Genomic DNA, 26,982 nt, shown 5'->3' with positions numbered 1-26,982 from the left:
GGTCACTTCTTGTACGTTACCTTCTTTACGGCCTTCACGACCTTCGCGACGTCGACCAGCATCAGCTTTTCGAGGTTCGCCGCGTAGGGCATCGGCACGTCCTCGTTCGTCACGCGCAGCACCGGGGCGTCGAGGTCGTCGAAGCCGTGCTCCATCACCACCGACACGATCTCCGACGCGATCGAGCAGGTTGCCCAATTCTCTTCGACGATGATCATACGGTTGGTCTTGGCGAGGCTCTTCAGGACCGTCTCGGTGTCGAGCGGGCGCAGCGTGCGCAGGTCGATGACCTCTGCGTCGATGCCCTCTTCGGCGAGCTTCTCGGCGGCTTCGAGGCTGATGCCCACGCCGATCGAGTAGCTGACGATCGTGACGTCCTTGCCCTCGCGGACGATCCGCGCCTTGCCGATCGGCAGGACGTGGTTGTCGAGTTTGGGAACGTCGAAGCTGCGACCGTACATCAGCTCGTTCTCGAGGAACACGACCGGATCCTCGGTGCGGATCGCCGCCTTCAACAGGCCCTTCGCATCGGCCGCGTCATACGGCGCGATCACGATCAGGCCGGGAACGCTCGCATACCACGCCGCGAAGTTGTGCGAATGCTGGGCACCCACACGCGACGCCGCGCCGTTGGGACCGCGGAACACGATCGGGCAGCGCATCTGGCCGCCCGACATGTAGTTGGTCTTGGCGGCCGAGTTGATGATGTGGTCGATCGCCTGCAACGCGAAGTTGAAGGTCATGAACTCGACGATTGGGCGAAGGCCGCCCATCGCCGCGCCTGCGCCGATACCGGCAAAGCCGTATTCGGTGATCGGCGTATCGATGACGCGACGGTCGCCGAACTCGTCGAGCAGTCCCTGCGTAACCTTGTACGCGCCCTGATACTGCGCGACTTCCTCGCCCATCACGAAGACGCGGTCGTCCTCGCGCATTTCCTCGGCCATCGCGTCGCGAAGGGCTTCGCGGACGGTCGTCTTGACCATCTCGGTGCCTTCGGGGATCGCCGGGTCGGAGATACCGACCTTCTCCGCCGAAGCGACGAGCTGCTGCGTGCCGCTCTCGGCCTTGGCGGGCGAAGCGCCTTCGGGAACCGGCGGTGCCTTGTCGTCCGACGGCGTTTCCTTCGGCGCGGCGTTGGCCGCATCGCCCGAGCGTGCCTCGGCAGGCTTGGCGTCGCTTGCGCTCTCGCCCTCTTCGAGGATCGTCGCGATGACGGTTCCGACCTTCACGTTGTCGGTGCCCTCGGCGACGCTGATCGAACCGATCGTGCCTTCGTCGATCGCCTCGAACTCCATCGTCGCCTTGTCGGTCTCGATTTCCGCGAGGATGTCGCCCGACTTGACGCTATCACCTTCCTTGACGAGCCACTTGGCCAGCGTGCCCTCTTCCATCGTCGGGGAGAGCGCGGGCATCTTGATCTCGATCGCCATCAGTACTTCTCCACCAGAACGTCGGTGTAGAGCTCGGCAGCATCCGGCTCGGGAGTCTGTTCGGCGAAATCGGCGGCTTCGTTCACGATTTTCCTGATTTCCTGTTCAAGGGACTTGAGGTCCGCCTCGGTCACGCCCTGCGCGTCGAGCAGCTTCTTCATGTGATCGATCGGATCCGACTTGTCGCGGACCGCCTGAACCTCGTCACGCGTACGGTACTTGGCCGGATCGGACATCGAGTGGCCACGGTAACGGTACGTCTTCATCTCGAGGATGACCGGACCCTTGCCCGCACGAACCCATGCCAGCGCTTCCTCGGCGGCACCGCGGCAGGCGAGCACGTCCATGCCGTCGACCTGGATGCCGGGAATGCGGAAGCTCTCGCCGCGGCGATACAGCTGGTCCTCGGCGGAGGCGCGGTTGACGCTGGTGCCCATCGCGTACTGGTTGTTCTCGATCACGAAGATGATCGGGAGCTTCCACAGCTCGGCCATGTTGAAGCTCTCGTACACCTGGCCCTGGTTCGCGGCGCCGTCGCCGAAATAGGCCATGCAGATGCCGCCATCGTTCGAGTATTTATGCTTGAACGCGAGGCCGGTGCCGAGCGACACCTGCGCACCGACGATGCCGTGGCCGCCGTAGAATTTATGCTCGGTCGAGAACATGTGCATCGACCCGCCCTTGCCCTTCGAGATGCCCGAATTGCGTCCGGTCAGCTCGGCCATGATCACCTTCGGGTCGATCCCGTAGGCGAGCATGTGGCCGTGATCGCGGTAGCCGGTGATCACCGAATCGGTCTCGCCGTTGAGCGCGGACTGAAGGCCGACCGCGACGGCTTCCTGGCCGATGTAGAGATGGCAGAAGCCACCGATCAGGCCCAAGCCATAGAGCTGGCCCGCTTTTTCCTCGAAACGGCGGATCAGCAGCATCTGCCGATACATTTCGAGCAGTTCGTCCTTCGACGCTTCGTACGGCTTTGGTTCGGCCGGTCGTTCGCGGTTCGTAATCGGCGGTTCGGCGATTGCGCGTGCTGGTGGGGGGGTCTTGGCCACGATGTGGGAAACCTCGTTTTCCGTAGGGGAGTTGAGGGAGCCTATAGGCGCGGACGGGGCGGAACATCAATTCCCGTCTGGGGTATGTCGGTTTGCGGGGTGTGGGATGGGGCGCTCGATAGGTCGCGCGAGCCCTACCGCACGAGCAAACCACCCCGGCGAAGGCCGGGGCCCAATTGGTAAGGTTGTAGTAACGACGCTCATCGCTCAGTTGGCGACGTCCCCCAATTGGGCCCCGGCCTTCGCCGGGGTGGTGCCGATATGCAGGGATAGCGGTGGTGACGATCTGGTTGCTCAGACGGGACACCTCCCGCTTCCTTGTTCTCCCGCGAAGGCGGGAGCCCAGTCTGGGTCCCCGCCTTCGCGGGGAAACAAGCTTTCTTCGGTTGGGCATCCTCGGCTTGAGCCTCTATCCCCACCCCAAGCAAAGCTCCGGTTGCCCTGCCCGTTCACCCAAGCCTAAAGCCAACCGCAATGGACTCCACCGCAGACCCCCACCAGCATCCCTTACGGATCGCCAATTTCCGCGCCTATTGGCTGTCCCGCTTCACCGGCACTATAGCCGTCAGCGCGATGTCGATCGTGATCGGGTGGCAGGTCTACAACATCGCCCGCGAGACGATGGACATCCGCCAGGCGGCCTTCATGCTCGGCATGATCGGGTTCGCGCAGTTCGTGCCGCTGTTCCTCCTCACCCCGATCACCGGCTTGGTCGCGGACAGCTTCGACCGCCGCTGGATCGTTCGCGGCACGACCGCGCTGCTGGTACTGACGGCCGCAACCCTATGGTTGCTGACTTGGACGGGGCACCTCACGCTCGGCGTGCTGTTCGTGGCTGCGGTAGCGTTCGGCGTCGCCCGAGCCTTCTCTGGCCCAGCCTATTCAGCACTGGCCCCCAACCTGGTCCCACGCGCCGTCCTTCCGACCGCGATCGCAATCAGCTCGATCGCCTGGCAGGTCGGCACGATCGCGGGCCCCAGCGTCGGTGGCCTCCTCTACGCGATCCATCCGGAGGTCGCGTACGGGGTCGCGACGATCCTGTTCGTCGTCGCGCTCCTCTTCATGTTCCTGATCGGCCCGGTGCCGCAGCCCGCGGCGCAGACCGATCACCGCCCCCTCGCCCGGATTATCGAGGGCTTCACCTATGTCCGCCGCAACCGCCTCGTCCTCGCGACCATCACACTGGACCTGTTCGCGGTGCTGCTCGCCGGCGCGACCTCGCTGCTCCCGGTCTATTCGCGCGACATTCTACACGTCGGCTCGCAAGGGCTCGGCGTGCTCGCCGCGGGCATGGGCATCGGCGCGGCGGTGACCGCGATCTGGTTCTCGTTCCGCCCGATGAGCACTAATGTCGGCGTGAAGATGCTCGCGGCCGTCGTCGTCTTCGGGCTCGCGATCCTGACCTTCGGCATAGCGACCCCCATCGTAAACCTGCTCGGCATCGCGCCCGGTACGATCGCCGGCATCCCCGTCCAGCCCGCCTTCGTGCTCAGCCTCGTAGCGCTGATCGTTGCGGGGGGCGCGGACATGATCTCGGTCTATGTCCGCCAGTCGCTGATCCAGCTCCACACGCCCGACGCGATGCGGGGCCGCGTCAGCGCGGTGTCGCAGCTCACGATTTCGGCCTCGAACGAACTGGGTGAATTCGAGAGCGGGGTGATGGCATCGTTGCTCGGCCCGGTAGGCGCAGTGGTGTTCGGCGGGGTCGGTGCTATTGCGATCACGATCGGCTGGGCGCGACTGTTCCCGGAACTTGGCCGCGCGAAAACCTTTGATCCCCCAGAGATCCTAAAGACCGAACCCGAACACGGAGAAGCCAAGCCATGAAGGCCAACTCGATCCTCGATACGATCGGCAACACGCCGCACGTCCGCCTGTCGAAGCTGTTCCCCGAATCCGAAGTCTGGGTGAAGTCCGAGCGCTCGAACCCCGGCGGCTCGATCAAGGACCGCATCGCGCTCGCGATGATCGAGGCGGCGGAGAAGGACGGCCACCTCCAGCCCGGCGGCACGATCATCGAGCCGACCAGCGGCAACACCGGCATCGGCCTTGCGCTCGTCGCCGCGGTGAAGGGATATAAAATCGTCCTCGTCATGCCCGAGAGCATGTCGATCGAACGCCGCCGCCTGATGCTCGCATACGGCGCGACGTTCGACCTGACCCCACGCGAGAAAGGCATGAAGGGCGCCATCGAGCGCGCGAAGGAACTGGTCGAGCAGACGCCGGGCTCGTGGATGCCGCAGCAGTTCGAGAACCCTGCGAACATCGCCGTGCATGTCGCGACGACCGCACAGGAAATCCTCGCCGACTTCCGTGACACGCCGATCGACGTGATCATCACCGGCGTCGGCACCGGCGGCCACATCACTGGCGTCGCCGAGGCGCTCAAGAAGGAATGGCCGTCGCTCAAGGTCTACGCGGTCGAGCCCGCAGCCTCGCCGGTCATCGCCGGCGGCCAGCCCGGCCCGCACCCGATCCAGGGCATCGGTGCCGGCTTCATTCCCGTCAATCTCCATACCCAGGCGCTCGACGGCGTGATCGAGGTCGACGCCGCTGTGGCCAAGGACATGGCGCGCCGTTCGGCGACCGAAGAGGGCATGCTGGTCGGCATCAGTTCGGGCGCGACGCTCGCAGCGATCCTTCAGAAGCTCCCCGATCTGCCTGACAACGTTCGGGTTCTCGGGTTCAACTACGACACCGGCGAGCGCTACCTGTCGGTCCCGGACTTCCTGCCCGAACAGTGACAGCAGAGCTTTCCGCGCGCGGCACGACGGTGCTGCGCGCCACTCTCATCGGCATCTCCGCGCTGGCGATCGTCGGGCCTGCGCTGGTCGTCGCCAACCCGCCCACGATCGTTCACGCCTCGAAGCGGGTGAAGCTGCCCGCGGGCCGGGTCGTGCCGCAAGCCGAAGTGCCTGAGGTCGAGCCGGTCAAGTTCGTCGATCTCAGCCCCGAAGACGCGCGTGCGTTCAACGCGACCGTGCCGTTCTCGACCGATCCCAACCCGGCGGCGCGGCCGTTCCGCTTCGCCGGCGGTCCAGACGATCTGGCGCGCGCGACCGACTGCGTGGCGGCGGGCATCCTCTACGAGGCGGGCGATGATACGCTCGGCGAGCGCGCGGTCGCGCAGGTCGTGCTCAACCGGCTGCGCCATCCTGCCTTTCCGAAGACCGTGTGCGGGGTCGTGTTCGAGGGGCAGGACCGTTCGACGGGATGCCAGTTCAGCTTCAGCTGCGACGGCGCGCTCACGCGCTGGCATCCAACGGAGGATGCCTGGCGTCGGGCGCGCGAAGTGGCTGCGGCATCACTGTCCGGCGCGGTGTTCAAGCAGGTCGGCTATGCCACGCACTACCATACCGACTGGGTCGTGCCGTACTGGCAGTCGAGCCTCGACAAGATCACCGCGGTGAACACACATCTGTTCTTCCGCTGGTCGGGCTGGTGGGGCACGCCACCTGCGTTCGGCCGTCACCCGGAGACCGTCGAGCCGGTCATCGCGCAGCTCGCGGAACTGTCGGACGCGCACAAAACCGGCGCTGCGTTGGCTGAGGCGGATGCCGCGCTTGCAGAGGCGTCGATCGCGATGGGGTTCGGACCCGTTGCGGAAACGACGCCTGCTCCCGCGGTGCCAGTCGATGGCGATACTATCCTCGTAGCCCTGCCCCGTGGCCAGACCGCCGACGGACTCACTACGCTCGCGGCACAGGCGTGCGGGGACAAGCCGTTCTGCCGGTACATGGCGTGGACAGACGGCAGCAAGGCGGCGACATCGCTCCCGCTGGCACCCGCCCAGACCGCCGCGCTGGGCTTCAGCTACCTGCGCGACCGGTCGAGCAATTATGAGAAGTCGCTGTGGAACTGCCGCCAGTTCAAGCGCGTCGATCCGACGCAGTGCATGAAGGTTCAGGCGACGCTGACGGCTGTGCCGGTGCCTGCCGCGGTTTTGCCAACTGCTCCGGCGGCTGCCGAATTGAACGGAGTGCGGCGGAAGACGGTGGTGGCTACCCCGCCCCTGCCGACGACCACGCCAGTCTCTACCGCCGCTCCTAAGTAGGGAAGCGCAACCTGCCCCCCTCCCTGAAAGGGAGGGGTTGGGGGTGGGTCGGCCCGCTTGAGCCACAACGGTTCGGATCCGCGGAAACCGACCCCCCCCCTGCCCCTCCCTTCCAGGGAGGGGAGCAAAAGGCAGATCCGATCAGGCGGCCATGAACATCTCGGGTGGCAGCGCCATCAGCGACTCCGCCCCACCTTCGATCTTGCGACGCAGCGCGCCCGCATCCGGCAGGATCCGCTCGGCGTAGAACCGCGCCGTCACCAGCTTGGCGTCGAGGAACGCGGTCTCGCCCTCGCCCGCTGCCTTCAGCTTCGCCGCAGCGACCGCCATCCGCAGCCACATCGTGCCAACCGCGACGATGCCCATCAGGTGCATGTAGCTGACCGCGCCCGCACCCACGTTCTCGGGGTTCTTCATGCCGTTGGCCATGAACCACATCGTCGCCGCCTGAAGCTGGCCGTTCGCCTTCTCCAACGCCTCGGCGAACACCGACGTCGCTTCATCGCCCTTCGCCGCAGCGACGTCGTCCGCCACCAGCTTGAAGAACGCCTGGATCCCGCGCCCGCCATTCTGCGCGAGCTTGCGGCCGACCAGATCCATCGCCTGGACGCCGTTGGTGCCCTCGTAGATCATCGCGATCCGGGCATCGCGGACATATTGCTCCATACCCCATTCGGCGATGTAGCCATGGCCGCCGTAAACCTGCTGCGCGTTGGTCGCGATCGCATAGCCCATGTCGGTGCCATAGCCCTTGATGACGGGGGTCAGCAGGCTGATGATGTCGCCCGCCAGCTGCCGCTCTTCCTCGGTCTCGGCGTGATGCTCGAGATCGGCCTGGAGCGCGGTCCACAGGATCAGCGCACGCAGGCCCTCGGTCAGCGACTTGCCCTCCATCAGCATGCGGCGGATGTCGGGATGGACGAACAGCGTGTCCGCCTTCTCCTGCGGCTCCTTCGGCCCGGTCAACGCACGACCCTGGCGCCGATCCTGCGCGTACTGGACCGCATTCTGGTAGGCGACTTCCGCCACGCCGAGACCTTGGAGACCGACGCCGAGACGCGCGGCGTTCATCATGATGAACATGGCGGCGAGGCCCTTCATCTCCTCGCCGACCAGCCAGCCGGTCGCCGAGTCATAGTTCATCACGCAGGTCGAGTTCGCGTGGATGCCCATCTTGTGCTCGATCGACCCGCAGGTGACGCCGTTGCGCGCGCCCAGCGAACCGTCCTCGTTCACCATGAACTTCGGCACCACGAACAGCGAGATGCCCTTCGAGCTGTCCGGCGCGCCCGGCGTCTTGGCCAGCACGAGGTGAATGATGTTCTCGGTCAGGTCATGCTCGCCCGACGAGATGAAGATCTTCGTGCCGGTGATCGCGTACGATCCGTCCGCCTGCGGCTCGGCCTTGGTGCGGATCAGGCCGAGATCGGTGCCGCACTGCGGCTCGGTCAGGTTCATGGTGCCGCCCCATTCGCCCGACACCATCTTCGGCACGTACATCGCCTTCTGCGCGTCCGAGCCCTTGGCGATCAGCGCGGCGATCGCGCCATGCGTGAGCCCTGGATACATCGCGAACGCCATGTTCGACGAGATCATGTATTCCTGAAACGCGGTCGAGACGACGTGGGGCATCCCCTGCCCGCCATATTCGGGCTGGTTGCCGAGCGTCGCCCAGCCGCTCTCGACATACTGCTTGTACGCTTCCTTGAAGCCGTCCGGCGTCGTCACAGAGCCGTCCTCGTGCCGCGTGCAGCCCTGCTGGTCGCCCGACAGGTTCAGCGGGAACAGTACTTCGGCGACGAACTTGCCGCCTTCTTCGAGCACTGCATCGACGACGTCGGGCGAGGCTGCATCGAAGCCGGGGAGGTTATTGTAGCGATCGAGGCCGACGACATGCTCGAGGACGAAACGCGTGTCGCGGACGGGGGGCGTATACTGGGGCATGGTTTATCCTTGGTTGTCCTGGGCGCGGCTCACTTCGAGGAGGGCCACGAAACTGGTGAGTTCGTCGATGGCGAGATCGATGTCGCGCTTCTGCGCGGTCAGCAGCGCGATCCGCGCCTGGCTGCGCTCGATCACGACCTGGCGCTGCGCACGGCGACCGTCGCCGAGATCGTAGAGGTCGATCATCTCGCGGATCTCGCCGAGGCTGAACCCGACGCGCTTGCCGCGCAGGATCCAGGCGAGACGCGCGCGGTCGCGGTGCGAATAGATACGCTGAGTCCCACGACGCTCGGGCGCGATCAGGCCTTCATCCTCATAGAAACGGAGCGCCCGCGCGGTGACGTCGAATTCGGCGGAGAGATCGGAGATCGTGAAGCTTTCGCGATCATGCCGCGGCTCGATCACCGCGTAGGACTGCGGGGTCGCCTGCAAACGAGGGGATGCTTGTGTCGCCATCCCCGGAGAAATAACTCTCGTTTACGTCAACGTCAATTGCCGCAAAGCAACTTTCCCTTAGTCGACCGTAGCGTCCCAGCCTCCGATCGCGATTCGCTGAGCCGGTCGACGGTCAGTGCCGCGAGCGACGCGCGGCCAGTGCAGAGGGACTCGCAGGCTTCGGGGACTTCGGCGGGAAACACGATGCGATCGCCGTCGAAGCGTGCGTCGAACTTGCAGGCGCCGAACGCGAGTTTCAGCGCATCGCCCGAACGCTCGACGGTCCCCGATCCGGCGCATGCCTGGTCCTCGCCATAGTCGACGCTCACGCCGACCCGCGCAGTTTTCCCTGTCCCGACCACGCAGACGCGGTCCGTATCGCGCGCCCATGATCCTTGCAGCGGCGCGTTCGGGTCGGGCACAATTCCCGCCGTCTCGGCCGCAGCTTCGAGCCGAGCCCCCGCGCTGTCCGCCACAGCAGTCGCCGGCCCCCGCCCACACCCGCCGAGCACGAGCGCGAACAGCAGCACGCGCTTCATTCGGCCGGCACCAGTCTGCCCCCTTCGATTCGCCGGAAGAAGCAGGTGCGCTCGCCGGTATGGCACGCCGGGCCGGCCGCATCGACGATCACCCACACTGCATCCTGATCGCAATCGATCCGCAGCTCGGCGACGCGCAACACGTTCCCCGACGTCTCGCCCTTCTTCCAGAGCTTTTCGCGACTCCGCGACCAGAAATGCGCCTCGCCGGTCGCCTGCGTCTGCGCCAGGGCCTCCGCGTTCATGTGCGCGACCATCAGCACGTCGCCCGATACGCGATCGGTGACGACCGCGGTTAGGAGCCCGGCGGAATCGAATTTCGGATCGAGCGTCAGGCCCGTGTCGCGGCTGTGTGTCATACGCAGGATATACCCCGAAAGCCGGCCCGATGCGACCAGCGGCGCGCAATGTTATTACAAACAGGCGACAAGCCGGCGATCCGCTCGTATAGGGCAGCTTCCGCACGACGTGAGAACCGGCATGCTGACGACAAACCCTTATGATGACGACAAACTCCGCGAAGAATGCGGGGTGTTCGGCGTTTCGGCCACCGATGGCGCGGCCGCGCTCGTAGCCTTGGGGCTGCACGCGTTGCAGCACCGGGGGCAGGAAGCCGCCGGCATCACGACCTTCGACGGTGCGCATTTCCACACGCACCGCGCGATGGGACACGTCGCCGGGAACTTCGACCGCGACGACGTCATCCGCTCGCTGCCGGGCACCGTCGCCTGCGGTCATGTTCGCTATTCGACGACCGGCGAGACCGCGCTGCGTAACGTCCAGCCGCTCTATGCAGAGCTGTCGACTGGCGGCTTCGCGATCGCGCATAACGGCAATATCTCGAACGCGATGCGCTTGCGTCGCGAGCTCGTCCGCCGCGGTTCGATCTTCCAGTCGACCAGCGATACCGAGACGATCATCCACCTCGTCGCGACCTCGAACTACCGGACGCTGCTCGACCGCTTCATCGATGCGCTGAAGCAGATCGAAGGCGCGTACTCGCTGATCGTGATGACGCCGGAGGGCATGATCGCCTGCCGTGATCCGCTCGGCATCCGCCCCCTCGTGATGGGCAAGCTGGGCGATGCGGTGATCTTCGCCTCGGAGACGGTCGCGCTCGACGTCGTCGGCGCCACCTTCGTCCGCGCGATCGAGCCGGGCGAACTGGTCATCGTCCAGGGCTCCGAAATCCGCTCGATCCGCCCATTCGCGCCGATGGCGGCGCGGCCGTGCATCTTCGAATGGGTCTATTTCTCGCGCCCCGATTCGATCGTCGACGATCACTCGATCTATTCGGTCCGCAAAGCGATCGGCGCGCAGCTCGCAATCGAATCGCCGGTCGATGCCGACCTCGTCATTCCGGTCCCCGATTCGGGCACACCGGCGGCAATTGGTTACGCCCAGCAATCGGGCATCCCGTTCGAGCTCGGCATCATCCGCTCACACTATGTCGGCCGCACGTTCATTTCGCCCGGCGACAAGGTCCGCCATCTTGGCGTAAAGCTCAAGCACAACGCCAACCGCGCGCTGATCAAGGGGAAGCGGGTCATCCTCGTCGACGACTCGATCGTCCGCGGCACCACTTCGTTGAAGATCGTCGAGATGATGCGCGAAGCTGGCGCGGCCGAAGTCCATATGCGGATCGCCAGCCCGCCGACCCGGCATTCGTGCTTCTACGGCGTCGACACGCCCGAGCGCGAGAAGCTGCTTGCGGCCAAGCTCGATCTCGGCGGCATGACCGGGTTCATCCATGCCGACAGCCTCAACTTCATCTCGATCGACGGGCTCTACAAGGCGCTCGGCGAGGCGAAGCGCGCGGATGTCCGCCCGAAATATTGTGATGCGTGCTTCACCGGCGACTATCCGACGACGTTGACCGACCATGACGAAGGCTCGGAAGTCGACCAGTTCGCAATGCTCGCCGAACGCGTCATCTGATACTCGCGGAGCGTATATGACCGACAAGCCTCTCGAAGGCCGGCTGGCCTTGGTCACCGGTGCCAGCCGCGGTATCGGTGCCGCAACCGCGATCGCACTGGCGGCGAAGGGCGCGCACGTCGTCCTGACCGCGCGCACGCCGGGTGGTCTCGAAGAGGTCGAGGCGACGATCCATGCGGCCGGCGGTTCGGCGACGATCGCTCCGCTGGACCTGGCCGAGAGCGAAGCCATCGCTCGGTTGGCGACCGCGATCGGCGACCGCTGGGATGCGCTCGACATCCTCGTGTTGAACGCTGGCATGCTCGGTTCGCTGTCGTCGGTCCCGGCGATCGATCCGAAGGAAATGGCGCAGGTCCTGACTTTGAACGTCAGCGCGCAGGCGGCGCTGATTGCGGCGTTCGACCCGATGCTGAAGAAGGCCAAGTCGGCCAGAGTGATCGGCGTGACCTCCAGTGTCGGCCGCAAGCCTCGCGCGTATTGGGGCCTCTACGGCGCGTCGAAGGCTGCATTCGAAACGCTCCTCGGCGCGTATGGCGACGAGATGGCCGAAATCAGCGCAATCCGTACCGCGATCGTAGATCCCGGCGCAACGCGAACGAAGATGCGCGCGCGAGCGTATCCGGGCGAGGATCCGAACTCGGTCAAGGAACCGACAGTGGTCGCTGACCGCATCGTGGCTCTGGCGATCGAAGGCTTCGAACCCGGCCATTTCGAGCGGGTAGCCTAACCGTTCTCCTGCGCACGCAGGAGTCCAGAATACCAAACGCGGCGCTTCGTGACCCTGGATTCCTGCGTACGCAGGAAAACGCTACCGCTTCACCAGCGTAACCTGCGCGACATCGATCCCGCCACCGAGAAACCCACCCTCGCAGTACATCAGATAGTAGCGCCACAACGCCACGAACCGCGCATCGAATCGCACCGGCAGCCGCCCCTCCGCGACCGCGGCATCGAACGCGACCCGCCACCGCCGCAACGTCTCGGCATAATGCAGCCCAAACCCGCGCCGATCTTCCCACGTGAGCCCTCGCGCCTCGGCCAGCGCGCGAAACCGAGGTTCGGACAACAGCATCCCGCCCGGGAACACGTAGCGCTGGATGAAGTCGACACTCCGCGAATAGGAATCGAAGATCGCATCGTCGATCGAGATATACTGCAACGCCGCACGCCCGCCTGGCTTCAAGGCGCGCGCGATCGCGTCGAGATACGCCGGCCAATATTCCTCGCCGACCGCCTCGACCATCTCGATACTCGCCACCGCATCATAGGTCCCGGTGACGTCGCGGTAATCGGTCAGCGCAACCTGCACCCCGTCGAGCCCCGCCGCCGCGATCCGATCGTCGACCTGCCGCTTCTGCTCGACCGACAGCGTCAGCGCATGCACGCCTACCCCCGCGCGCGCCGCCATCTCGGCGAACGATCCCCAGCCGCAGCCGATCTCCAGGATCGTATCGCCGGCGCGCGCCCCGGTTCGGTCGAGAATCGCACGCAGCTTGGCCGCCTGCGCCGCCTCATGCGGTTCGGCCTCGTCGAACGGTTCGGCGAAGATCGCGCTCGAATAGGTCAGGCTGGGATCGAGCCACGTCTCGTAGAAATCGTTGCCGAGGTCGTAATGCGCCGCGATGTTCTTCCGCGAACCGGTCGGGTCGTTCCGCCGCATCCGGTGCCACGCGCGCGCCGCCAGCCGCACCACGCCGCCCGACCGCGCTGCCCCCCCGAGCGAGCGGCGGTTGCGCATGAACAGGTCGAACAGCGGCACCGGATCGGGGCTCGACCAGTCGCCCGCGGCCCAGCCTTCGTACCAGCCGACCGACCCGGCGGTCGCCAGACGGACCAGCGCGCGCCAGCGGTGCACGGTCACCACCGGCAACGGCCCAGGCGCGCGTCCGCCGATCAGCCGCCGCGTGCCGTCGGGCAGTCGCGCATCGATCCCGCCGCTCTCAAGCCCTGCGTCTATCCGGTCGAGCAAACGGTGAAACACTGGCGCGACGAGGCGCGCGACCGGGGAAACCTGCGCGGCGGGCACATGGTCGAAAGCGGGAACGGCGGTCATCGCGGCGCTCCATGCAACACGGGCGGCGGCTAGGAAAGAGGCGTCGGCGCCGAAACGGCTGGAACGCGATCCAAGGCCACAACGCGCTCCTCTCCCTGAAAGGGAGGGGTTGGGGGTGGGTAGGCTGGCTTGAGCCACTCACGCCCCTGCATGCGGAACCCGACCCACCCCCACCCCCTCCCTTCCAAGGATGGGAGCAGATGCGACCCTACCGCGCGTGCCGCCCAGCCTCGAGCGCCCTCTCCCGCCCTTCGCGGTGGCCAACGATCTTCGCCGGATACGCTTTCGGCCGGCAGCCGGACTCCTCCGGATCATGGATCGCTTCGCCGGTCACCTTCGCCAGTTCCGGCACCCATTCGCGAATATAGCCCCCCGCATCGAACTTCTCCGACTGCGTCAGCGGCGCCATGATCCGCCCGAACATGTTCGAATCCACCCCGGTCCCGGCAACCCACTGCCAGTTCACCGAATTATTCCCGTAATCCGCATCGACGAGGCAATCCCAGAACCAGCGCTCGCCCTCGCGCCAGTCAATCAGCAGATGCTTCACCAGGAAGCTCGCCGTGATCATCCGTACGCGGTTGTGCATCCAGCCGGTCGTCCAGAGCTGGCGCATCCCGGCATCGACGATCGGATAGCCGGTCCTGCCCTCCTGCCACGCCTTCAGGTCCACCTCGGCCTCCTTGCCGGACCGCCAAGGCAGCTTGTCGAACTTGGGTCGCCCGTTGGTATCGCCGTAGTCCGGCATCGTCAGCACGACGCCATCGGTGAAGTCGCGCCACGCCAGTTCCTTGCGGAACGTCGTCGCGTCGCCGTGACCATCGACGGCATGCCACACCGTACGTGGCGAGATTTCGCCGAAATGCAGGTGCGGCGACAGGCGCGAGGTGCCCTCGATCGACGGCATGTTGCGATCGACGTCATACGCCTCGACGATCGGCGCCATCGCTTTCGCGTTTTCCAACGCCTGCGCCTCGCCCGGCGTCCAGTCACCGAATCCGGTCGACCAGTCCGGCTTGGTCGGCAGCAGGTCCCACTCCGCCAGCGTCTCGGTTTTTGGCCAAGATCCAGGCGCCGGGATCGTTCGCGGCGCAGGCTCGGGGTCGCCCGGCGGCATCATCTGATTCAGGGCCTTCCAGAACGACGAATACACCTTGAACTGTCCGCCCGACCCCGTCTTCACATCCTCGACGCGAGCAAGATGGTTGCCGTCATGCAGGCACAATCGATCGCCAAGCGCCGCCTCGGCCTTCCGCCACCACGACTCGTAATGCCGGATCGCATGCACCTGCTCGGCACCGGTTTCCTCCATCAATGCCGTCAGCACCTCGACCGCATCACCGCGTCGCAGGACCAGCTTCGATCCCTTGTCCGCCAGCGACTTGGCAAACGAGTCGAGCGTGTGGTGCAGCCACCAGCGCTGGGCGCCGCCCATCCTCCATTTCTCCGGCGCGTCGTCGTCGAGCACGTAGACCGGGATCACCCGCCCAACATGCGCAGCGGCGATCAGCGCGGGGTGATCGTGAAGGCGGAGGTCCTGGCGCAGCCAGAGGAGAACAGGTGTCGTCATCGCATCCCCAACGCAGCAACCCGCGATCCAGCATCACGCCGCTGCGAAAGTTTCCCCCAGCGTCATGATCGCCGCCACGTGTCGTTCGGCGATCGCCAGCGCGTCCTCGCCGTACCCGCCGCCCACCGTGCTCGCGAGCGGCACGCCGCGCGCAATCGCAAGGCCAGCGACAAGCCGTTCCCGCCTTGCCAGACCGTCCAAGGTGAGCGCCAACCGCCCGAGCCGGTCGCCCTCGAACGGATCCACGCCCGCCTGATACAGGATCAGCTCCGGCCGGAACTCGTCGAGCAAAGGCACCAGCGTCGTCTCTAGCGTCGCCAGGTACGCATCGTCGCCGACCTTGTCCGGCAACGGCACGTCGAGCGTCGATCGTGCCTTCCGCACCGGGAAATTCTTCTCCGCATGGATCGAATAGGTTGCGATCTCCGGTCGCCCCGCGAGCAGCGCTGCGGTCCCGTCGCCTTGATGCACATCGCAATCGACGACGAGAACGCGCGCCACGCGCCCCTCTTCGATCAGCCGCGCCGCCGCCACCGCGAGATCGTTGAACACGCAGAAACCCGCGCCGGTATTCGCCAGCGCATGATGGCTCCCGCCCGCCGTATTCGCCGCGAACCCGTGCTCCAGCGCGAGGCACGCGGCCAGCCATGTCCCTTGCGGCACGATCGCCGCGCGCGACGCCACCGCCGCTGTTACTGGGAAGCCGATCCGCCGCTCCTTCTCCTTCGGCACGTCCGCACGGAGAACTTCGGCAACATAATCCTCGTCATGCACCGCCTCCAACCACGCGGTCGGCGTCGTCTCGGCCCGGTGCCACGCGACCGCATCTCCCTTTTCGAGCAGCAGGTCGCGGATCAGCCCGTTCTTGTTCCAGCGATAGGTCGAGCGCGCCGGAGCTGGGGTGACATAGTCGGGATGGTGGACGACATGGATCATGCTCCGTAGGTAGGAGCGCGCCTGTCGACCCCCAAGTTGCCCGAGCCCCAAGCACCTGCGTTGCGGAGACTATTTTTGACCGACGTTTCGACCCTGCCCTACCGTCCCTGCGCCGGCATCATGCTCATGAACGCAGACGGCAAGATCTTCGTCGGCCAGCGCAACGATTCGCCGCTGGAGGCATGGCAGATGCCGCAGGGCGGGATCGACCCCGGCGAGGACGCCGAAGTCGCCGCGCTCCGCGAACTCGGCGAGGAAACCGGCGTCATGCCGGACAAGGTCGAACTGATCGCGGAAGCGCCCGGCGAATTCGTCTACGACCTCCCCCCCGAATTGCTGGGGAAAGTGTGGAAGGGCAAATGGCGCGGCCAGACGCAGCGCTGGTTCCTGTACCGCTTCCACGGCACCGACGCGGACGTGAACATCGCCACCGACCACGAGGAATTCCGCGCGTGGCGCTGGAGCGATCCCGCCGACCTTCCGCGGCTGATCGTCCCGTTCAAGAAGGCGCTCTACGAACAGGTACTCGCCGCCTTCGCGCCACATCTCGGCGCAAGCTCGACACGCTGAGCAGTTCCCATTCCGTCACGCTGCCGTTACGGAACGGCTGTGCGCCGCTTAGCCCCTCTTCTGCTCGCCCCGCTGCTGCTGGCGAACGCGCCCGATCCGCAGTCGGTGATGATCCCCGAGACGATCCGCGCGATGCTCGACGCGGCGCTGGAGGCAGGCAACGAAGCGGACGTCAACACGATCGCCAAATACGCGCGCGCCGCCGATCCCCTCAGCGGCGACGCGGTGCTGGCGATCGCCGAAAAGTGGAAAGCCGACCGCGCAGCGCAACGCACGCAGGTTATCCGTCAGGCCAGCTTCCTCGACCTGTGGAGCGGCAAGGCGGAGGTCGGTGGGTATCTGACGACGGGCAATTCCGACACGGCGGGCGGCACGGCGGTGCTCGACCTCAACCGCGAAGGTCTTCGCTGGCGCCAGAAATTCCATGCGCAGGCGGACTATCAGTCGAACCAGAACATCACGACGCGCGAGCACTACCTCGCCTCGTACGAGCCCAACTACAAGATCGACGACCGCGCCTATATCTACGGCGTCGCGCAATATGAAGGCGATCGGTTCCTCGGCTATTTCAACCGCTATTCGACCTCGGTCGGTGCCGGCTACAGCGTGATCAAGACCGCAGGGACCAAGCTCGATCTCGAACTCGGGCCAGCGTATCGCTACACCGAATTTACCGACGATACCGAGCAGAGCAGCATCGCCGCGCGTGGCACGGCGAATTTCAGCGTGCGGATCCTGAGCGGCCTGTCGGTCAGCCAGGTCGCCTCCGCCTATGTCCAACGCTACAACAGCACGCTCAGCGGCACGACCTCGCTCAACGCCAAGCTGATCGGGCCGCTGTCTGCAGCGTTGTCGTACAGCGTCCAGTATGAAAGCGAACCGCCGGTCGGCTCGGTCTCGACCGACACAACCAGCCGCGCGTCGCTGGTCTACAGCTTCTGACGCTGTTCCCACGTGCGTCCGGCTTCGCTAGGGTCGCGTGATGAGGGGACTTTCACCAATAGAGCGCGATGCCGTCGACACGGCGGGCGCTGCACCGATGCTGACGCAGGTCGAGGCTTGGGCGGCCATCAACAGCGGTACGCGCAACCTTGCCGGGGTGGCGACGATGACCGGATTGCTCGGCGACGCGTTCGCAAGTCTGGCGGGCGAGATCACGCTGGTCGAGCCGACACCCGTCGACAATGTCGGCGCGGACGGCGTGGTCTCCGCGATCGAGCACGGCAAGCACCTGCACCTCGTCGTGCGGCCCGACGCACCGGTCCGCATGCTGTTCACGGGCCATATGGACACGGTCTACCCGGTCGATCACGCGTTCCAATCGCTGCAATGGCTCGACGACGGCAGGCTCAACGGCCCCGGCGTCGCGGACATGAAAGGCGGGCTGGCGGTGATGCTTGCCGCACTTCAGGCGGTCGAGGCCAGCCCCCTCGCCGCCCGGATCGGCTATGACGTCGTCATCAACTCGGACGAGGAAACTGGCTCGTTCTCTTCCGCAGCGCTGCTGGCCCGCGCCGCGCACGGAAAGATCGCCGCGCTGACCTACGAACCCGCGCTCGCCGACGGCACGCTGGCGGGAGCACGCGGCGGTACGGGAAACTTCTCGATCATCGTCCACGGTCGCAGCGCGCACGCCGGTCGCAACCCTGAAGACGGCCGCAACGCGCTCGTCGCGGCCGCCGACATTGCGGTACGGCTGTCGAAGGTCCGCGGCCCACGCCTCGCGGTGAACCCGGCGCGGATCGAGGGCGGTGGCCCGAACAACGTCGTCCCCGATCTCGCCATCCTCCGCATCAACTTCCGCCCTGCCACGCTCGACGACATCGCGCGGGCGCAATCGCATATCGACTCCGCGGTCGCGATGGTCGCCGCCGAGCACGACGTCCGCATCGAGGTGCATGGCAGCTTCAACCGCCCCCCCAAACCGATCGACGACGGCGCCGCGCGGCTGTTCGATCTGGTCAAGGCATCCGGCGCGGACCTCGGTCTCGACATTGCCTGGAAAGCCACCGGCGGCGTCTGCGACGGCAACAACATCGCCGCCGCCGGCGTACCGGTCGTCGACACGATGGGCGTCCGCGGCGGCGCGATCCATTCGACCGACGAATTCATGATCCCCGACAGCCTCGCCGAACGCGCGGCGCTGTCGGCGGTCACCATATTGCGTATCGCGGAGGGCCGCTTGTGAGCTTCAGGATCCGGGCAGCGGTCGACGACGACCTTCAGCACCTCTACGAAATGGCCAAGCTGACCGGCGGCGGCTTCACCAATTTGCCGCCCGATCGTCGTGCGCTCACCGCCAAGCTCGAACGCAGCCACACCGCCTTCGCGCGCACCGATGGCCCGGTCCAGGACGAGCTGTTCGTGCTGATCCTCGAGAACATCGAGACGAAGGAAGTCCGCGGCACCTGCCAGATCTTCACGCAGGTGGGCCAGAGCTACCCGTTCTACAGCTACCGGATCGGCCAGCTCACGCAGCATAGCCGCGAGCTGAACCGCACCTTCCGCGCCGACATGCTCACGCTCGCCACCGATCTGGAAGGCGCAAGCGAGGTCGGCGGTCTGTTCCTCCATCCCGGCGAACGCGCCGGCGGCCTCGGCCTGTTGCTCGCGCGCAGCCGTTATCTCTTCATCAAGATGCACCGTGCCCGCTTCGCAGACCGCATCCTCGCCGAACTGCGCGGCGTCATCGACGAAGCGGGCGGCTCGCCGTTCTGGGACGGCCTCGCAGGCCGCTTCTTCGGGATGAATTTTCAGGACGCGGACCAGTTCAATGCGATCAACGGTCACCAGTTCATCGCCGACTTGATGCCCAAGCATCCGATTTACACCGCGATGCTGACCGAGACCGCGCGCGCCGCGATCGGACTGCCCCATCCCTCGGGCCGCGCTGCGATGCGGATGCTCGAGAACGAAGGCTTTGCGTTCGAGAACTACGTCGACATCTTCGATGGCGGCCCGACGATGACCGCCCGCACCGACCAGGTCCGCTCGATCGCCGACGCGCGCGACTGCAACGTGGTCGGGATCGGTGGCGACGACGGCAAGGACGCCCTGGTCGCGACGGGCAACCTGGCCGACTTCCGCGCGGCCTTCGGGAAAGTCCGCGAGACCGAGGACGGGGTCGTGCTGGCCGAGAATTGCGCGCGCTCGTTGGACGTCGGCGAAGCCAACCGGGTCACGCACGTCGCTCGCATCTGACCGCCGCAATCCAACGTAGATCGTCGGGTTAATTTACAGATAACCCGAGATGGCTGAAATGCGCGAGTCGCGAGCGGAGTTTTCCACTGTTTGTAAGTCTACGTTCTGTTCTCCCAACGCAGCATAGCCGCATCGGCGAGGGCTGATTGGTCACGTTGCTTGGCGTAATGCTCGACCATGAGAAGCGATTGACCGCTGACCGCGGCGGTCTGCGCGGCGGAACAGCCCGCCTCGAGTAGCGCGATCACGGCGTTCTTGCGTAGTCCGTGCGGGACGCTCGGTGCACCGGCGGCGGCCGAGAACGCCTTGAGTATCTTGCGCGCATTATCGTCTCGCATTGGTTTGCCGTGAATGGTCCGACAGATCGCCCCCTCGCCTTGCTTGCGGGTCGCCAGTTCGGCCTTGAGTGCGCTGTGGATCGGGATCTTCATCGGCTTCTTCGTCTTGTCTTGGACCACAGAAATCCGATCGTCCTCGACGTCCGACCACTGCATCCCGAGCACGTCGCCTAGCCGCTGCGCGGTGTAGTACAGCAGGTTGACCAGCAGGCGGACGGCAGCGTCCTCGGCGACCAAGCCAGCCCGCAGCACGCCGGCGGGCCATGGCTCGTGCTCACCGCCTGCCATCGGCGTAATCCCATCGCATGGGTTCTTCGCGATATGCTCGCGCTCGGTGGCCCAAGCGAACAGCGCGCCGCTCGTTCGGAGAAAAGCGTTCGCTGCGCCTGGCGTTGCCGCCATCTTGTCCAGCAGAGTGCGCATGTCACCTCGGGTGATGCCGGTGACAGGCGCGGTCGGCAGCGCCTTTTCCAGTCGCCGCAGGTAGATGTCGTAAAGCCGTCGGGATGCCGGTGCGAGCGCGCCGTACGCTGCGCCGCGCTGGTACAGATCGACCAGGACCGGAACCGTCATCAAGGCTGACTTCGCCTTGCGATTCCGGTGGCCCATCAGCGCGGCGTAGCTGCCCCCGAACTCCATCGACCGCAGCGGCGGCAGGCGCGTCATCAGGCGCTTCCCATCGACCACTTTGCCGGTGTCGAAGTACAGATACTCCTTACCCTTCGAGCGCACGCGCTTCACATATTTGGGAAGATCATGCGGCACTGCGCAGCCCCGGTTGATCCTTGCGCCAGTCGTTGCCCACGCCTGACATCTCGTCGAGGCTGGTGTCCAACGCGGCACGGTCCCACCGCGGCCCGCCGGCCATCGCTACCGACATCGGCAGGCGGCCAGCATAGACCTCGGCATCGAACTGCTGCGGGGTGAGCTCGCAATACTGGGCGGCCGTCGATCGCTTCAGCATTCGCGGCCAATACGGTGCGGCGCTCATGATGCCGTCGCCCCCTGCTCAAGGTGTTGGCGGACTGCTAGCCCGAGCGGGGTGAGGACGACTGCACCGTCGCCCCCTTCTAAGCGAGATCTGGCGCACACCAGGTCACTCGGCAGCGTTTCGAAATCTGCACCACAGATGCAGTCGTATGGGCCTGTTGACTTCGCGCATTCGCCGTACAGGATCACTTCCCGCTGCGCCTCCGTCAGCTTCGCCGCCACGTCTGCAACAGCCCCCGCCTTGGGGGTGGTGGTCGGGTTCATGAGGGTTGCTCCGGAAAGAGGCGGTCGATGTCAGCGTCGGTTACGCCTCGTGCTTCGAGATCGTCTGCGGCCATAAGGGCGAGGCGTCGGGCAAGCGATTTGCCGCGATGAAACATGCGGTTGATGCGCTTCCACTCAGTTTTGATTTCATCGTCACTCATAGTCCGCACCAATTATCTTCGCAGGTCGCCGGCTCTGCATCGAGCATCGCGTCCAGTAGCGGATAGGCGGGCACCACGCCGGTCAGCGGGCGGTACTTCCCGCGCTCGCTATCAGCCCAACGCTTCACCTCGCCGATACCTTCCGCACCCGCGTACTTGGCAGGGTTGAACATCGGGCGCCCAACATCGGCCTCTAGTGCTGCGACGGCTGCGATGGCTTCCGGCGATGCCCGACGCAGGTCAGCGCGGTTGCTGTTGATGCAGATCGCACACTCGTCCGAACGATGCGGCAGGATCGGGAAAGGCGTCTTCTCAATCATCCCGTCGCGGTCTGCGTCGGAGAAGTCGATCATCGGGTGCCAGACGTGACGCCCGTTATCGCGCTCTGGCATGAAAGCCGGGTGACTAGATCGCGCGGCGCTCTCGGCACGCCGAACACCGACGCACACAAGTGCCCGATGATCCGGGTCCGCCTCCGTCACCCACTTGAGGAACGGACGCACCTTCAACTCCTGGGTGCAGAACTTGACGAGACGCGTCGGGAACATGCCCGCAGCGGTGTGGTTGCGCACCGATGCCTCGAAGCCGATCGACGTCAGCCGCACCGCTTCCCATCCGAGCGAGCGTACCCATTCCTTGCCCTGCTCGACGCGGACCTTCCATGCGTCGGAGGCCCAGCCCGTGTCCGAATAGACGACCGCCACGTCCTTCAAGCCGTACTCGTGGAGCATCTGGAGCATGGCGATGCTGTCGTTCCCGTAGGAGCAACGCGCGATATACCGATAGTCGCTCACTTCCCCCCTCCCTGCGACAAGAGGCTGATGGCGAGGTCCTCCCAAGCCTTGCGATACGACGGCTGCATATGCGGCCATTCCTCGGGCAATGCCGTCGTGGTGAGGCGCGACACATCGCCCGCCATGAATGCCCGAAACAGCGCCTCGCCAGTCACCCCTTCGTCATTCGCTGCCGCAACGGTGGCGGGGGCGGGGAATTGCTCGGCTGCGTTGATTTGTTCGGCCAACTCCTGAGCCTCCCATTGAGTTAGATGCGGTTGCATCGTGTCAAAGTCGGTAACGGGCCGCGTCATGCATCACCCGTCATGCGGTAAAGTCGAAGATGCTTGGCGCAGAATACATCCTCCGGCTTGCCTACATACCGTGATGCACCTGAGCAGAACGGACACTCGGATGGCCTTGGCTCCGGACGCGGCCAATGATCGGCAATGAAACCGTGCAGAGCATCCGCGATCAACTCGCCTTCCCATTCCGTTGGCACGTAGTCATTGCCTTCGGTCGACATCACGTAATCAGCGACGAAAGCGCTTGCTAACTGATCAACGTCCACCTCCCCCGGCGCTGGCAGTGCTCGGCTATCGCCAACCCCATCGCCATGAGAGACAACGTCGGTTGTCTGTGATGCGTGAGAAACAGGCGTTGGCAGTGTCTGCGAGAAGACGGCAACGATCTCGGCCAAATCGCCAGCGTCTATTACGAGGGGCCAGTTACGATCATCGCGTCGATCGCCGCTGAGGTGCGCTGTCAGCCGCGTTCCCAGCCGCTCGATCAACTCGGGGCTCGGGTTGGGATTGGGGGTCATGCGACGTCTCGGGCGTTGAGGGCGGCGCGGGAATGCCCGATCAGGTTGAGCGCGATCCACGATGGGATAGATACGGCATGGCTTGCAGCAATGTTGTCGGCGTGCGTATCCATTCCATTCTTGCGCAACTCGGCTACCAGCACGGCCCGCGCGTCTTCCCAAGCCGGATCGCCGGGACTGATCAGCAGACCACGCAACCGTTCGATCTCGGCTTGTAGTTCCGCTTCTCGCGTCTGGGTGGCATCGGGAGTAAGGGCGGCGGAATAGGCGATGATGTCCCAAGCAGGATTCCGGTTTTTGCGATCGTGGTCCCATCGGTTGGTGCCGTTCGCGTGATAGGCAAGAGACATGTTGCTCGGAAACATAGTGCTGCCGTTTCGCAGAATGACCGGACCGCCATCCCAATCGACGGGCGCTGCATCGCCACCCGCCCAAGGCTTCATGCCCGGAGCCTCCCCCGCACCTTCGCCCGACTTGCAAGGAAGGGAGAGCGCCGCGAGATACTGCTCGGTCACAGCGTCGGGGTTGATGATGGCATGTCGGTTATAGAACGACCGCACCATGTCGCGAAGTGAAGGCTCGGGACCGTTGTCGATTGCCGATACCTGGGGCTGCACGTCGAACAGGCACTCCTGCGCAACCGGCACCGCTTGCTGTTCTGATGTCGTCACTGGGCCGGCATCGTCGATCGCATCGCACATCGCGGCGGTCGTCTTCGGATCGTCGTACGGATCAACCACGGGCATATCCCTTCTTAGGTTCACGACATGGAGCGCAGCGGCCCATGACGAGACGCAGGCTGTCGAGCCCGCAAACCCGGCATTCACCTGGCGCACCGATGGCGATGGGCGCACTCGCGGCGCGGATGTTGCGATCGAGCGCAGCCTGCGCGACGTCGTTCGCCATGTCGGCTACGTCAGCCATCAGGCAGCCTTGTCGGTTAGCTGGGCGTCGGCCTCGACAGCGCGCAGCGGGGGTACAGACGTCCTGAGGGGCAGGACCGAGGCAGTCGGGGAAACGGGGCCATCGCCGAAGATCACTGCACCGCAGGCGCGGGGCCAGATGCGAGACCAGTTCGGGACGAGGGAATCGTAGAGCGACCAGAGACCGCACACGGCCATCGCGATCAGGCAAGCGCACCCGGCCGAGTGCATGAACAAGTTCCACGTCATCGACGATCTCCACGATTAAGGATTGCGAGCATGAGCTCGGTCATGACTTCAGGGGTGACTTTGCCGCAGAGGTCGGGCGCCTGCGGGCGGGGCTGCGGGGGCGTCACGCGGCCATGCTCCGGCCCATGCCGCCCTTGCGGTACGGAGAGGTCCAGCCATCGCCCTCGACGATCTTCTCCGCACCGCTGGGGGCGATGACCCGAACACGTCCGTCAGCAAGCTTGCGAATGATCGGGCACTCGAACTCATAGACGGGGACGGGGCGGAAGGTGCCGAGGCTCAGTTCCAAGATCCCGACGTTGCGCCGCACGGTCATCGCCGGGGCGGTCAACACGTCGAGCCCGCGGCTCATGCACTCGCGCGCCTGCTCGTTCGTGAATCGACGACCGCCCTTGATGCTATGACCACCGAAGCCGACCTTCTCGCCGTCCTCAATCGTGCCATACCAGGCGTAGGGCGTCTTCGACGGGGTAACGAGCCACGCTGCCGGCTGGCGACCGATGACCTCGCCCATAGGGCGTGAACCTGGCGCGCTCATGCGCATGCCCTCAGATGCTTGGAAGCGGCGGTGCTATCCTCGGCGTACTTCCGTGACCGCTTGGCGTGGAACCGTGCCTCGATCATGGCAGCATGGTCCGTCTGCGCACGCTCATGGAAACCAGCCTCAGCGGCCTCGACCGCGGCGACTAGCTGTTCCATGTTCGGGCGACGGCCCATCTTCTGCTGAAGGCGATCGTGCTGCGAGATGATGACCCGCAGGGCGACCGGCGGGATGTGCAGACGGTTCGCGTGACCCGAGATTGCGGCCTCGATCGCCCGCTTCCGCGCCACGGCGTAGGCTACGCCACCAGTCGCAGTGCCGTCTTCCTCTTGCCGATAAGCTTCGATCAGCGACGTTTCAGCGTTCGTCAGTCGGAACACGGCGCTCGACATATCAAGGATCGACTGATCGAGGTCGGGATCGTGGGACTTGATGGTGCGCCCGGTCATGCGGCTACACTCGCGATATCGCCGCGCTCAGCGGCTTGCCGCTGCCACTCGCGGCCTTTCGGCGTTGCGAGAAACTCGGTCCAGTAGAGGGCGGACAGTGGCTCCGCGTCCATCGGCAGCGTCTTTTCGAACTTCGGCCAGCCGATGACATCGGTCTGCTGACGGTGGCATTCGAGCGACAGCGGCAACATGAACCGGTCGGCTACCTTCGTGGAGGCACCTTTCGCGTCTCGTGTGCCCTTGCCTGCGTGATCGACGTGCGCAGCCTGAACCGGCCCCGAGCACCAGGGGTTCTTGCCGAGGCAGGCGCAGGGGAGCCCGCGAAGGAACAGGCCGAAATCTTCAGCGCGCTTCCACTCAGGGCGACCGGCGCGCTTCGGCTTGATCTTGCGAAAGGCGCTCTTCGGGGGCCTCACGTGATCGACCCCAGCTTAACGCCACAGAAGGGGCAGAAGGTTGCGAACATTCCGCAGGCCTTCTTCTTGCCGCGACCGGTCTCAATCTGCTCGGTGACGATCATCGGGCGCGCGGTCTGATCGGGCCCGAGCATGATCGGAAGCGAGATCCGCGTGTTCCGCTCGGCGAGGAACGCATCCGTCTCGGCGATGCAGTTCTGAATCTCGGTCATGCGACCACCCGGCATGCTACGATGTCGGCGGCTGCTTCCGATGTCGCGGGATGGACCCAGCTATCCGAATAAGCGTGGGCGACGTTGCCATCGGCCCCCGACATACGCTCGGCGGTTTTGCGATCGCGGTCGGCACGAAACTGCACCTGAACCCGCGCGAGATCCGACACCGGGCACCCGGAGCCGTCGCACTCGATCCAATCTGAAGAAGCCTGCTCGGCCACGATCGTCTCCCGACAAGCCGGTATGGCCTGTTGAATAGACTATGTGACGGATATATCCGTCAGTCAACCTCTATGACGGGTTTGTCCGTCATAATTATTTAAAAATGCCCGCCACAACCGGGCGGGCCGATCGCTACTCGCAATGCGCGATCCGCTAGAGCGCCTTGCCGATCCAGGTGGCAACACCGATCGCACCAACAACCAATGCGGCGTATATTTGCATACGCGTCAGGAGCTTATCACCAAGCGTTGTTAGATCAGTTTTCGTTGCCACGGTGGCTTTAAGCACGGCAACGTCAGTTTTGATTTCCGCTACGTTGGGCTCGATTTTGCCGAGACGAGTGTCCAAACTAGTTAGCCGGGTCTCAACGCTTTGCTGCCAAGGGTCCATACCCCCAGACCTAGGATCCCCGCCAGCCGGCGGCAAGGGCGGCACGCTGGAATAGTGCCCACCGGCTCTTAAGCGATCCACGATCGCCCGGTAGGCGGGGTCAGTGTTGTTCATCGATCACAGCCTTTATTGACGCGACTGCAGTTTTGCGTTCCGCTAATTCGAGCTTATTGCGTTCATGCTCTGCCCGAATCGCGGCAACCACGGCTGTCAGTTTTGTGGCAGCCGCCGTCAGCGACGACTTTGCAGTAACGGGCTCCCCAAGCCTCTCCTGCGCAATAGAGACCATCATGTCGGCTTGGACGCCTACGATATCGATTAGAATGTCGAGCAGCCGGGTGCGAGCAAATGACCCGTCCTGGTCGTCTTCCAGGCCTCGCAATTTTCTGGACAAGGCGTCGAGATCATCGTCGGTAAGATCGGTCATTTATTTTCGTCCATTTCGTGCCGAGGCGGCGGCCGCGATCCCGGCCCCCTGCAAAATTCTTACAACCCCGACGTTG

33 protein-coding genes are annotated in these 26,982 nt (G+C 65.0%); 9 read left to right on the top strand and 24 right to left on the bottom strand.

The window, feature by feature from the left end:
* Positions 1 to 2: 2 nt before the first annotated feature.
* Complete coding sequence (locus C8J39_RS09445; RefSeq protein ID WP_120300202.1) at positions 3 to 1,433, bottom strand: pyruvate dehydrogenase complex E1 component subunit beta; 1,431 nt, start codon at positions 1,431 to 1,433, stop codon at positions 3 to 5.
* Positions 1,433 to 2,485, bottom strand: coding sequence for a pyruvate dehydrogenase (acetyl-transferring) E1 component subunit alpha (pdhA, locus tag C8J39_RS09440; protein WP_056048766.1), 1,053 nt, complete (start codon positions 2,483 to 2,485; stop codon positions 1,433 to 1,435). Before pdhA ends, C8J39_RS09445 begins: the two co-directional genes overlap by 1 nt.
* Positions 2,486 to 2,959: 474 nt before the next feature.
* On the opposite strand from pdhA, the gene C8J39_RS09435 reads away from it, so the two are divergent.
* Genes C8J39_RS09435 through C8J39_RS09425 form a run of 3 tightly spaced genes read left to right on the top strand, consistent with a single transcriptional unit; the run spans position 2,960 to position 6,539 of the window.
* The gene (locus C8J39_RS09435) at positions 2,960 to 4,312 is read left to right on the top strand and encodes an MFS transporter (protein WP_120300201.1); all 1,353 of its coding nucleotides are present in this window, start codon (positions 2,960 to 2,962) and stop codon (positions 4,310 to 4,312) included.
* The gene (gene cysK / locus C8J39_RS09430; RefSeq protein ID WP_056048760.1) at positions 4,309 to 5,229 is read left to right on the top strand and encodes a cysteine synthase A; all 921 of its coding nucleotides are present in this window, start codon (positions 4,309 to 4,311) and stop codon (positions 5,227 to 5,229) included. The genes C8J39_RS09435 and cysK overlap by 4 nt, the downstream gene beginning before the upstream one ends.
* On the top strand, positions 5,226 to 6,539 hold the full coding sequence (locus C8J39_RS09425; RefSeq protein ID WP_243649830.1) for a cell wall hydrolase: 1,314 nt from the start codon (positions 5,226 to 5,228) through the stop codon (positions 6,537 to 6,539). Before cysK ends, C8J39_RS09425 begins: the two co-directional genes overlap by 4 nt.
* Before the next feature lie 141 nt (positions 6,540 to 6,680).
* Here C8J39_RS09425 and C8J39_RS09420 read toward each other — a convergent pair whose 3' ends face one another.
* Genes C8J39_RS09420 through hisI form a run of 4 tightly spaced genes read right to left on the bottom strand, consistent with a single transcriptional unit; the run spans position 6,681 to position 9,816 of the window.
* Positions 6,681 to 8,483, bottom strand: coding sequence for an acyl-CoA dehydrogenase C-terminal domain-containing protein (locus C8J39_RS09420; RefSeq protein ID WP_120300200.1), 1,803 nt, complete (start codon positions 8,481 to 8,483; stop codon positions 6,681 to 6,683).
* A 3-nt stretch (positions 8,484 to 8,486) separates the two neighbouring features.
* The gene (locus tag C8J39_RS09415) at positions 8,487 to 8,939 is read right to left on the bottom strand and encodes a MerR family DNA-binding transcriptional regulator (protein ID WP_056049049.1); all 453 of its coding nucleotides are present in this window, start codon (positions 8,937 to 8,939) and stop codon (positions 8,487 to 8,489) included.
* 32 nt (positions 8,940 to 8,971) lie between these two features.
* Entirely contained in the window at positions 8,972 to 9,457 is a 486-nt protein-coding gene (locus tag C8J39_RS09410; RefSeq protein WP_120300199.1) for a hypothetical protein, read from the bottom strand.
* Positions 9,454 to 9,816 carry a phosphoribosyl-AMP cyclohydrolase gene (gene hisI, locus C8J39_RS09405; RefSeq protein ID WP_120300198.1) on the bottom strand — a complete coding sequence of 121 codons (363 nt, stop codon included), beginning with the start codon at positions 9,814 to 9,816 and terminating at the stop codon, positions 9,454 to 9,456. Before hisI ends, C8J39_RS09410 begins: the two co-directional genes overlap by 4 nt.
* 121 nt (positions 9,817 to 9,937) lie before the next feature.
* Here hisI and purF point away from each other — a divergent pair, with 121 nt between their 5' ends.
* Positions 9,938 to 11,395, top strand: coding sequence for an amidophosphoribosyltransferase (purF, locus tag C8J39_RS09400; protein ID WP_056058607.1), 1,458 nt, complete (start codon positions 9,938 to 9,940; stop codon positions 11,393 to 11,395).
* A 16-nt stretch (positions 11,396 to 11,411) separates the two neighbouring features.
* Positions 11,412 to 12,122, top strand: coding sequence for an SDR family NAD(P)-dependent oxidoreductase (locus C8J39_RS09395; protein ID WP_120300197.1), 711 nt, complete (start codon positions 11,412 to 11,414; stop codon positions 12,120 to 12,122).
* An 81-nt stretch (positions 12,123 to 12,203) separates the two neighbouring features.
* Here C8J39_RS09395 and C8J39_RS09390 read toward each other — a convergent pair whose 3' ends face one another.
* The 3 genes from C8J39_RS09390 to C8J39_RS09380 all read right to left on the bottom strand — a co-directional run bounded on the left by C8J39_RS09390 (position 12,204) and on the right by C8J39_RS09380 (position 15,954).
* Positions 12,204 to 13,448 carry a cyclopropane-fatty-acyl-phospholipid synthase family protein gene (locus tag C8J39_RS09390; RefSeq protein WP_120300196.1) on the bottom strand — a complete coding sequence of 415 codons (1,245 nt, stop codon included), beginning with the start codon at positions 13,446 to 13,448 and terminating at the stop codon, positions 12,204 to 12,206.
* 208 nt (positions 13,449 to 13,656) lie between these two features.
* The gene (locus C8J39_RS09385; RefSeq protein ID WP_120300195.1) at positions 13,657 to 15,018 is read right to left on the bottom strand and encodes a deoxyribodipyrimidine photo-lyase; all 1,362 of its coding nucleotides are present in this window, start codon (positions 15,016 to 15,018) and stop codon (positions 13,657 to 13,659) included.
* Between the two features lie 33 nt (positions 15,019 to 15,051).
* Complete coding sequence (locus C8J39_RS09380; RefSeq protein WP_120300194.1) at positions 15,052 to 15,954, bottom strand: histone deacetylase; 903 nt, start codon at positions 15,952 to 15,954, stop codon at positions 15,052 to 15,054.
* Positions 15,955 to 16,029: 75 nt separating this feature from the next.
* Between C8J39_RS09380 and C8J39_RS09375 the strand changes: the two genes are divergently transcribed.
* Genes C8J39_RS09375 through C8J39_RS09360 form a run of 4 tightly spaced genes read left to right on the top strand, consistent with a single transcriptional unit; the run spans position 16,030 to position 19,725 of the window.
* Entirely contained in the window at positions 16,030 to 16,524 is a 495-nt protein-coding gene (locus tag C8J39_RS09375; RefSeq protein WP_120300193.1) for an RNA pyrophosphohydrolase, read from the top strand.
* A gap of 39 nt (positions 16,525 to 16,563) precedes the next feature.
* On the top strand, positions 16,564 to 17,466 hold the full coding sequence (locus C8J39_RS09370; protein ID WP_056481996.1) for a YdiY family protein: 903 nt from the start codon (positions 16,564 to 16,566) through the stop codon (positions 17,464 to 17,466).
* Positions 17,467 to 17,506: 40 nt separating this feature from the next.
* Entirely contained in the window at positions 17,507 to 18,712 is a 1,206-nt protein-coding gene (locus tag C8J39_RS09365) for a hydrolase (protein ID WP_120300192.1), read from the top strand.
* A complete protein-coding gene (locus C8J39_RS09360; protein WP_120300191.1) occupies positions 18,709 to 19,725 on the top strand; it encodes an arginine N-succinyltransferase in 1,017 nt (338 codons plus the stop codon). The genes C8J39_RS09365 and C8J39_RS09360 overlap by 4 nt, the downstream gene beginning before the upstream one ends.
* A 98-nt stretch (positions 19,726 to 19,823) precedes the next feature.
* On the opposite strand, the gene xerC is transcribed toward C8J39_RS09360, so the two are convergent.
* From xerC to C8J39_RS09295, 15 genes are all read right to left on the bottom strand, one after another.
* Positions 19,824 to 20,828 carry a tyrosine recombinase XerC gene (gene xerC, locus C8J39_RS09355; protein WP_120300190.1) on the bottom strand — a complete coding sequence of 335 codons (1,005 nt, stop codon included), beginning with the start codon at positions 20,826 to 20,828 and terminating at the stop codon, positions 19,824 to 19,826.
* Entirely contained in the window at positions 20,818 to 21,054 is a 237-nt protein-coding gene (locus C8J39_RS09350; protein WP_147420671.1) for a hypothetical protein, read from the bottom strand. Before C8J39_RS09350 ends, xerC begins: the two co-directional genes overlap by 11 nt.
* Before the next feature lie 259 nt (positions 21,055 to 21,313).
* Positions 21,314 to 21,478: a hypothetical protein gene (locus C8J39_RS18765; protein ID WP_183037967.1), complete on the bottom strand. Its 165-nt coding sequence runs from the start codon at positions 21,476 to 21,478 to the stop codon at positions 21,314 to 21,316.
* Positions 21,475 to 22,272, bottom strand: a complete 798-nt coding sequence (locus C8J39_RS09340; protein WP_183037966.1) for a phosphoadenosine phosphosulfate reductase family protein — start codon at positions 22,270 to 22,272, stop codon at positions 21,475 to 21,477. Before C8J39_RS09340 ends, C8J39_RS18765 begins: the two co-directional genes overlap by 4 nt.
* Positions 22,269 to 22,565, bottom strand: coding sequence for a hypothetical protein (locus C8J39_RS18510; RefSeq protein ID WP_147420670.1), 297 nt, complete (start codon positions 22,563 to 22,565; stop codon positions 22,269 to 22,271). Before C8J39_RS18510 ends, C8J39_RS09340 begins: the two co-directional genes overlap by 4 nt.
* Positions 22,562 to 23,074, bottom strand: coding sequence for a hypothetical protein (locus C8J39_RS18505; protein WP_147420669.1), 513 nt, complete (start codon positions 23,072 to 23,074; stop codon positions 22,562 to 22,564). Before C8J39_RS18505 ends, C8J39_RS18510 begins: the two co-directional genes overlap by 4 nt.
* Positions 23,071 to 23,775, bottom strand: coding sequence for a hypothetical protein (locus C8J39_RS09335; protein ID WP_147420668.1), 705 nt, complete (start codon positions 23,773 to 23,775; stop codon positions 23,071 to 23,073). The genes C8J39_RS18505 and C8J39_RS09335 overlap by 4 nt, the downstream gene beginning before the upstream one ends.
* Positions 23,776 to 23,806: 31 nt before the next feature.
* On the bottom strand, positions 23,807 to 23,998 hold the full coding sequence (locus C8J39_RS09330) for a conjugal transfer protein TraR (protein WP_120300185.1): 192 nt from the start codon (positions 23,996 to 23,998) through the stop codon (positions 23,807 to 23,809).
* A 351-nt stretch (positions 23,999 to 24,349) separates the two neighbouring features.
* Complete coding sequence (locus tag C8J39_RS09320) at positions 24,350 to 24,760, bottom strand: hypothetical protein (protein ID WP_120300183.1); 411 nt, start codon at positions 24,758 to 24,760, stop codon at positions 24,350 to 24,352.
* A 20-nt stretch (positions 24,761 to 24,780) separates the two neighbouring features.
* Complete coding sequence (locus C8J39_RS09315; protein WP_120300182.1) at positions 24,781 to 25,236, bottom strand: hypothetical protein; 456 nt, start codon at positions 25,234 to 25,236, stop codon at positions 24,781 to 24,783.
* Positions 25,233 to 25,652 (bottom strand): hypothetical protein, encoded by a 420-nt coding sequence (locus tag C8J39_RS09310; RefSeq protein ID WP_120300181.1) that lies wholly within the window; start codon positions 25,650 to 25,652, stop codon positions 25,233 to 25,235. The genes C8J39_RS09315 and C8J39_RS09310 overlap by 4 nt, the downstream gene beginning before the upstream one ends.
* Positions 25,649 to 25,864 carry a hypothetical protein gene (locus C8J39_RS09305; RefSeq protein ID WP_120300180.1) on the bottom strand — a complete coding sequence of 72 codons (216 nt, stop codon included), beginning with the start codon at positions 25,862 to 25,864 and terminating at the stop codon, positions 25,649 to 25,651. Before C8J39_RS09305 ends, C8J39_RS09310 begins: the two co-directional genes overlap by 4 nt.
* Positions 25,861 to 26,088: a hypothetical protein gene (locus C8J39_RS18500; RefSeq protein WP_147420667.1), complete on the bottom strand. Its 228-nt coding sequence runs from the start codon at positions 26,086 to 26,088 to the stop codon at positions 25,861 to 25,863. Before C8J39_RS18500 ends, C8J39_RS09305 begins: the two co-directional genes overlap by 4 nt.
* A gap of 154 nt (positions 26,089 to 26,242) precedes the next feature.
* A complete protein-coding gene (locus C8J39_RS09300; RefSeq protein ID WP_183037965.1) occupies positions 26,243 to 26,593 on the bottom strand; it encodes a hypothetical protein in 351 nt (116 codons plus the stop codon).
* On the bottom strand, positions 26,580 to 26,906 hold the full coding sequence (locus tag C8J39_RS09295; protein WP_120300178.1) for a hypothetical protein: 327 nt from the start codon (positions 26,904 to 26,906) through the stop codon (positions 26,580 to 26,582). Before C8J39_RS09295 ends, C8J39_RS09300 begins: the two co-directional genes overlap by 14 nt.
* Positions 26,907 to 26,982: the final 76 nt, after the last annotated feature.

This window comes from Sphingomonas sp. PP-CC-1A-547 (assembly GCF_003610375.1).
Taxonomy (GTDB): domain Bacteria; phylum Pseudomonadota; class Alphaproteobacteria; order Sphingomonadales; family Sphingomonadaceae; genus Sphingomonas.
The sequence above is the reverse complement of the archived record's forward strand: the minus strand, read 5'-3'. Positions and strand labels throughout refer to the sequence as shown.